Source organism: Corallococcus carmarthensis, assembly GCF_003611695.1.
Classification (GTDB): Bacteria; Myxococcota; Myxococcia; order Myxococcales; family Myxococcaceae; genus Corallococcus; species Corallococcus carmarthensis.
In genome coordinates, this window is sequence record NZ_RAWE01000344.1 from 1 (window position 1) to 6,213 (window position 6,213).

A 6,213-nucleotide genomic window follows, 5' to 3' on the forward strand; every position below is an offset into this window, starting at 1 on the left:
GTGTGGTCATGAGCCGCGTGGAGGGCCTCCCCGGCGTGGGAGGAGGCAGCGCGGGCAGCGGCGGCAACGGCGGCGCGTCCTCGGGCGTGCCGGGCGCCTTCGCGGTGTGCACCGCCACGGTGGGCTTCGGCGCGGTGGACGGCTTCGCGTCAGGGGCCGGCGTCGCGGTGGACCTCGACGCGACGGTCGTCCGCGCGGCCCCGGTGCCCGGCGCGGCGTCCTCGGGCAGGTATCGGACGGTGCCCACCTTCACGGGGACGGGGGCCGCGTCCTTCGCGGCGGGAGCGGTGCTCTCCGCGGGCGCCTTGGCGACGACCTGGAAGGGCATCAGGACCACGGCGCCGAGGGCGAACAGCGCACCCTTCAGCCACCGGCGGGGTTGGGTGGGGACGACGTCGACATGTTCCAGCATGCGGAGCCTCCTGTGCAGCGCGTGAAGGTGGGCCGACGCCCCGAGCGCCGCTGCGCTGCCCGGGGGCCGGGTGATGCCAAAGGCGATGAGCAATTCGCCGTAGTCCGCGGGCTCCGCGCCGGTGAGGCGCAGCGCCTCCGCGTCGCACGCCTCTTCCCGGGCGAGCGCGTACTCACGGGCCGCCTGGCGCGCGAGCGGGTGGAAGAAGAGGACCGTCTCCGCCAGCGCCGGCACCCAGCCCAGCCACAAGTCCCCGCGCCGCAGGTGCGCCACTTCATGCGCCAGCGCCATGCGCAGCGAGTCCTCCGGCAGGTCGCGCAGCGCCTTCGCGGGCAGCACGATGGCCGGCGACATGAGCCCCGCCGCCAGCGGGCTCACCACCTCATCGGACACGAGCAGCATGGGAGGACGGCGCAGGCCCGCCTCGTTCGCCAGGAACTCCGCCTCCTCCTCCAGCACCGGGTGACGCAGGGGCCGCGCGCGCTCCCGCATGCCCCGCACCTGACGCCACGCCTGCACATGGCCCCGCACCTTCCACGCCACACCCGCGCCCCACAGGACGAGCAGCGCCCACGCCACGCCCACCGTCCACGGATGCGAGCGGAGCGAAGCCACCACGCCCCGGACGAAGGCCGCGAACCGCGCCCCGTGCGACGGCTCGTCAGCGGCCACCTTCACGGAAGCCTGTGTCTGTCCTTGCGGCGACACGGGACCGGACACCTGGACGCGCGGGGTGGCATCCGGCGCGGCGAGGACCATGACCCTCACCCCCGATGTATTGGATTGAGCGTCTTCCACGCGGACCGTCTGGGATTGCGCGCCGGGGCTCTCCACGGGCAGCAGCGCCAGGGGCATGGGCTTCGGCCAGCCCAGCGTGAGCACGAACTTGAGCGCCACCAGCCACCACAGGCCGGCGCGCAGGGACGCGGGCAGACGCGGCACCGCCCGGGCCAGCAACCAGACCGCCAGCGCGCACAGCGCCCCCTGCCACGAGGCGCGCCACACGGACTCCGACCACGAAGACCACCACGGCGAGGTCATGAGAGGCGTCACGGGACTTACTCCTTCCGCTTCTGGCGCAGGCGCGCCACGACGTCCTGGAGCTGCTTCAGCTCTTCGTCGGACACGTCCTCCGTCTCCGACAGGTAGGTCACGAACGGGGACAGCGATCCGCTGAGCGTGCGCTGCACGAAGTTCCCTACGACGTCGCGCAGCAGCTCTTGCGTCGCCACCGGCGAGGCGTACTGGAACACCCCGTCCACCTTGCTCCGGGTCAGGTGCCCCTTCAGACGCAGCCGCTCCATCACCGTCAGGATGGTGGAGCGCGCCAGCCCCTGCGCCTCACCGAAGCGCTCGGCCACCTCACCCACCGTCGCTGGACCGTGCTCGGCCACGTACCGCAGCACCGCCAGCTCCTGCTCTCCCACCGGCTTCTTCATGCGCCCTGCCCTTCGTGACGACAGCTGTAGTCAGAAAGGAAGGTACGCCTGACTACAGCCGTAGTCAAGCCGGTGTCGTGCGAGGAATTGGCGGCGGCCCTTGAGTCACGCGCCCGTCACGTGAGCGCCTGCTCCCCTGGCTGCTCAGGAGCGTGCCAGTTGGGAGGAGCCCGTGTGTGTCCTTGTCTCTGTCCGAAGGGCAACCCAATTTCTGGCAGCCGACTTGAAACCCGACACACACGGAGATTTCCCATGAAGCTTCCTCTGTTCGCGGCGATCGCCGCCCTGTCGCTGTACGGTTGCGCCAGCCACAACGCCAACACGAGCGAGGCCTCTTCACCGGCAGCCGGTGCGATGGGCGGCTCGGGCAGCGCGGGCAGCACCGAGGACACCAGCGGGAGCATCGACTCCTCGTCCTCGGACACCTCCTCCCAGGAGCTGCCCGGTGAGACCGGCAACGTGAGCGACCTGGAGAAGCGCGACCGCATGGACGCGCCCACCGTCTACGAGGGCGAGGCCACCGGCGGCTCCGGCGCTCCCGACGAGGCCGTGAAGACCAAGGACGGAGAGAAGTGGGACGTGCAGCAGAACACGCCCACCGAGCTGGGCGACACCCAGTCCCCCTCCGGCGCGGTGAACCAGAACCGCGACCCCAATGAGAAGGGCAACCTGGGCACGGAGGGCAACCTGGGTGGCACCGGCGGCTCCGGCGCCACGACCACCGAGGGCAAGAGCGACGTGAGCGACGAGACCGGGTCCGGCGCGCTCAACAGCGACGTGGACGCCCCCAGCACGGACACCTCCAAGGTGGAGACGGACGCCACGCCGGATCCCACCCACTAGCTAGCAGTCATCGCGCCCCACGCGAGGGCGGATACCCGGGAAAGCCCGCGCGAGGGCCGTCCCGGGTATTCGTCTGTCCACTCCGGGCCGCGCCAACTAGAGTGAGCACCAATGACTGGCGCTCCCTTCGTGGCCCTCCTCGCCCTGCTTCACTCCCAGTCCTCCACCCTCGAGGAGGTCCCCAATGATCCGCAGCAGGAGACGTACTCCGCGCCGGAGTCCTCGGGGAGTTCGAGCGGATCTTCAGAGGGCATCGGCTTCCGGGCGCTCCTGGAGGTGGGGCCGCTGAGCTTCCCGTCCGGGACGCCGGGCGGTGAGCAGGACCTGTTCGGGTACGCGTACCCGTCGCTGGGCGTGGATGGCGGCGAGGACTTCGCCTTCATGCTGGGCGCGCCGCTGCGCTTCCGGCTGCTGGACAACGAACCGAAGCAGAAGGACCAGGACTACGGCGCGTGGCTGAGGCGCGAAGACTGGGACGAGCGCAGCGACTACGGCCAGGTGGTGCGCCTGTTGCGCATTGGCGACGAGTCCGGCCGCTTCGGCCTGCGCGTGCAGCCGTTCCTGGAGGAGTCGCTGGGGCGCGGCTACCTGGTGAACCGCTACGACAACCAGCTCAACCCGAACTACCACCCGGCGGGCGGCACGCTGTCGTTCACCGCGGGGCCCGCGCGCGTGCAGCTGCTGGCCAGCGACGTGCTCGCCGCGCGGCTGTTCTCCGGCGAGCTGCTCCTGGACATCGGCCGCATCGTCAGCGACAGCGAGGGGAACTTCGATCGCTACCTGGTGCGCGCCTCGGCGGCGCACGACGTGGGCGAGGCCGGCGGGGTGACGCCAGCGGCCACGGTCGCGTCGGTGGGCGGCGAGTTCGCCATGTACAAGGGCGAGCGGCTGCGCTCGTGGGCCCTGCTCGCCGGCGGCGCGCGGCTCAACGATGGCGCGCAGGACATCGGCGGCCTGCTGGGCGTCGCGTTCGAGGGCAACTTCAAGGGCACGCAGCTCAGCGTCACCGTGCAGGGGCGCCGGCAGGGCGGCGGCTTCCGCTTCGGCTACTTCGGCGCGGGCTATGAGCTGGCGCGCTTCTCCGCGGTGGGCCTCTCCGAGGAGCCGCAGGCGGACCAGCGCGTGCCCAAGGACTTCTCCGGCTACCTGGAGCTGTCCGTGGCGCGAGGCGACGGGCCGGACTCCACGGAGGTGGTGGCCAGCGGCGCCGTGGAGTACTCCGCCTTCGGCCGCGCGGACGGCGACCTGTCCCTGAGCTTCAGCAGCCCGGGCGGCGAGTCGCGCGGCATCGCGCGCGTGGTGGTGATGGGGCTGGGTGACAAGCCCCGTTACTCGTTGGCGGCGGAGTTCCGTCAGCGCGTGCTGCCCGCGATGTACGTCTGGGGCGCCGGTTCCACGGTGCACTTCCCGCAGCCGGATGGCTCGCTGGTGCCCGGCGTGAGCGTGGGTGCAGGCGTGGGCGTGGACTTCGCGCGCCGCTAGCCAGGCCCCGCCGGCCCGCCCTCTTCCTGCGAGGGAACGCAGGGCAGGATGGCGCTGTGCCGGGCCGTGTCGCAGGGCTTGCCGACCAGCCACCGCGACAGCAGGCGCACGCCCGAAGCGAAGAGGCCGTCGTCGCCCTTGTGCAGCGCCTCGAAGAGGGACTCGTCCAGCACCGACTCCTCGGGGTCGATGAGGAACTCCTCCGGCTCCAGCGGCTTGAAGAGGGGGTTCTGGTCGAACACCGTCTCCAGCGGGTGCGGACGCAGCCGGTGCTGCCCGTCGTGGGCCAGCCGGTCCAGCGTCTCCACCATGCGCTTCGCTTCCACCAACGGGCGCAGCGCGGACACGCCCGCCAGACCCGCGTGCTCCGCCATCAGCGACACGCGCACGCGGCGGATGGCGCGCGACACGGCGTCTCCGGGCGTTTCCGTTTCCCAGCTCAGGTTGAGCTCTGAATCCAGTCCCAGGCTGCGGTTCGTCGTGTTCGCGGAGCCAATCGTCATGAACGTGTCGTCCACGACGAGGACCTTCGAGTGGATGTACGTGAAGACGTCCGAGCCGTCCTCGTCCTTCGCCGCCGAGCCGTACACCGCGAAGCCGTGGCCTGTTTCAGCGGCCACCTCGCGCAGCGCACGAAGCAGGCGCACCTGGGCCACGCCCATGGCGATCTGCTCGCGCAGCGCTTCCGGCTGACGGGGCAGCACCAGCATCACCTGGAGCCGGGGCCGTCCGGCCGCGCGCATGCGTTTGACGAGCGCGTCGTAGATGGCCCGCGAGGAGAAGTACTGGTTCTCGATGTAGATGAAGTGTTCGGCCGCTTCGATGGCGTCCACGTACAGCGCGCGGATCTCCTGCACCTCCGCTTGCGGAGGCAGGAGGGTCTTGCCGAAGGTGCGGCTGATGGCCACCGGGCCCGGAGGCGCGGGCATCGTCGCTTCGAAAGTCAGGTCGTCGCGGTTCACGGGCTCCAGGTGGAGCTCGCCTCCGCCCGAGTGCGCCCAGCGCGCCTCGAACAGCTCCGCGAGCGGCTTCACCGCGGGGCCTGTCAGCACTGTCTGCACGTCGTGGTAGGGCCCGTGCGGGTCGCGGCCGGAATCACAGCGCAGCTTCGAGCGCGCGGGATGGTCCCGGTCGTCCCAGCGACAGTCACACACGTCCATGCCGCCGGTGAAGGCCATCACGCCGTCGATGACGACGAGCTTCTGGTGATGGGCTCCGTAGAGCGGACTGGAGGAATCGAAGCGGAAGCGCAGCCGCTCGTTCGTGGTCCAGTTGAACAGCATGTTCTGCATCCACTCGCGCTCCATGGCGAGCAGCATGCTGAAGTCCCAGGCGAGGATGTAGACGTGCAGCTCCGGGTTCTCCCGGCACATCTGATCCAACAGCGGCAGCAGCCGGACCTCGCCTCCGTTCGCCTCTTCCAGGTCCTCACCGCGCAGCAACGTCACGTCGCTGTCGAACTGCCAACCGGTGATGACGATGGAGCGGCGGGCCTTCCGGATGGCCCGATACAGCTCTCGGTAGTAATCCCGGGCGTCCACCAGCACGCCCGCGTCATGCGTTTCCGTTCGCGTCCAGCAGTTGCGTCCGGGGATGAGAATGGATTTCACGTCGTTCACCTGGCCCTGGAGTGGATCCCTGATGTCGTCCGCGCCCGGCCGGCGGAAGCATCACCCCACGAAGACAATGTGCTTTCCGGTCGCCAACGTCATGTCGGTCGAAGAGACAACCCTGGCCACCTTGCGAGCCTCGCCTCCCACGGTGTCGAAGGCCGCGGCGATCAGGTCACCGAGCGTCACCTGCACGCGCTTCGCCTGCTTGCCAGCGTTGGACACGGCCTTGACCGTCTTCGCCTTCATCTGACGGGCCTTGCGCTGGATGGTCTGCTTCTGGGTCTTGGTCGCCATGGTCTTCGTTCTCCGAGGATGAAGTGTCTGCCCGTCTGCGTGATCTGCCGTACCGCCCCGTACCGCCCGTCCTGCCGTGCTGCCCCTACCCCGTCCCGCCCGTACCGCCCCGACCCGCCCTGCCCCGTAC

6 protein-coding genes are annotated in these 6,213 nt (G+C 70.2%); 2 read left to right on the forward strand and 4 right to left on the reverse strand.

Annotated features, from left to right (window positions below):
- Together D7X32_RS42450 and D7X32_RS42455 are read right to left on the reverse strand one after the other, a co-directional pair.
- Positions 1–1,465, reverse strand: a 1,465-nt coding sequence (locus tag D7X32_RS42450; protein ID WP_147450486.1) for a M56 family metallopeptidase, incomplete at its 3' end; no start/stop codon positions are given.
- A 5-nt stretch (positions 1,466–1,470) separates the two neighbouring features.
- The gene (locus tag D7X32_RS42455; RefSeq protein WP_014400122.1) at positions 1,471–1,851 is read right to left on the reverse strand and encodes a BlaI/MecI/CopY family transcriptional regulator; all 381 of its coding nucleotides are present in this window, start codon (positions 1,849–1,851) and stop codon (positions 1,471–1,473) included.
- A gap of 252 nt (positions 1,852–2,103) precedes the next feature.
- Between D7X32_RS42455 and D7X32_RS42460 the strand changes: the two genes are divergently transcribed.
- Together D7X32_RS42460 and D7X32_RS42465 are read left to right on the forward strand one after the other, a co-directional pair.
- Positions 2,104–2,694 carry a hypothetical protein gene (locus D7X32_RS42460; protein ID WP_120608195.1) on the forward strand — a complete coding sequence of 197 codons (591 nt, stop codon included), beginning with the start codon at positions 2,104–2,106 and terminating at the stop codon, positions 2,692–2,694.
- Between the two features lie 111 nt (positions 2,695–2,805).
- The gene (locus D7X32_RS42465; RefSeq protein WP_120608196.1) at positions 2,806–4,176 is read left to right on the forward strand and encodes a hypothetical protein; all 1,371 of its coding nucleotides are present in this window, start codon (positions 2,806–2,808) and stop codon (positions 4,174–4,176) included.
- Here D7X32_RS42465 and D7X32_RS42470 read toward each other — a convergent pair.
- Complete coding sequence (locus D7X32_RS42470; RefSeq protein WP_167506569.1) at positions 4,173–5,786, reverse strand: phospholipase D-like domain-containing protein; 1,614 nt, start codon at positions 5,784–5,786, stop codon at positions 4,173–4,175. The two genes, D7X32_RS42465 and D7X32_RS42470, sit on opposite strands and share 4 nt — an antisense overlap.
- Before the next feature lie 60 nt (positions 5,787–5,846).
- Positions 5,847–6,083: a chaperonin gene (locus D7X32_RS42475; protein WP_120608198.1), complete on the reverse strand. Its 237-nt coding sequence runs from the start codon at positions 6,081–6,083 to the stop codon at positions 5,847–5,849.
- Positions 6,084–6,213: the final 130 nt, after the last annotated feature.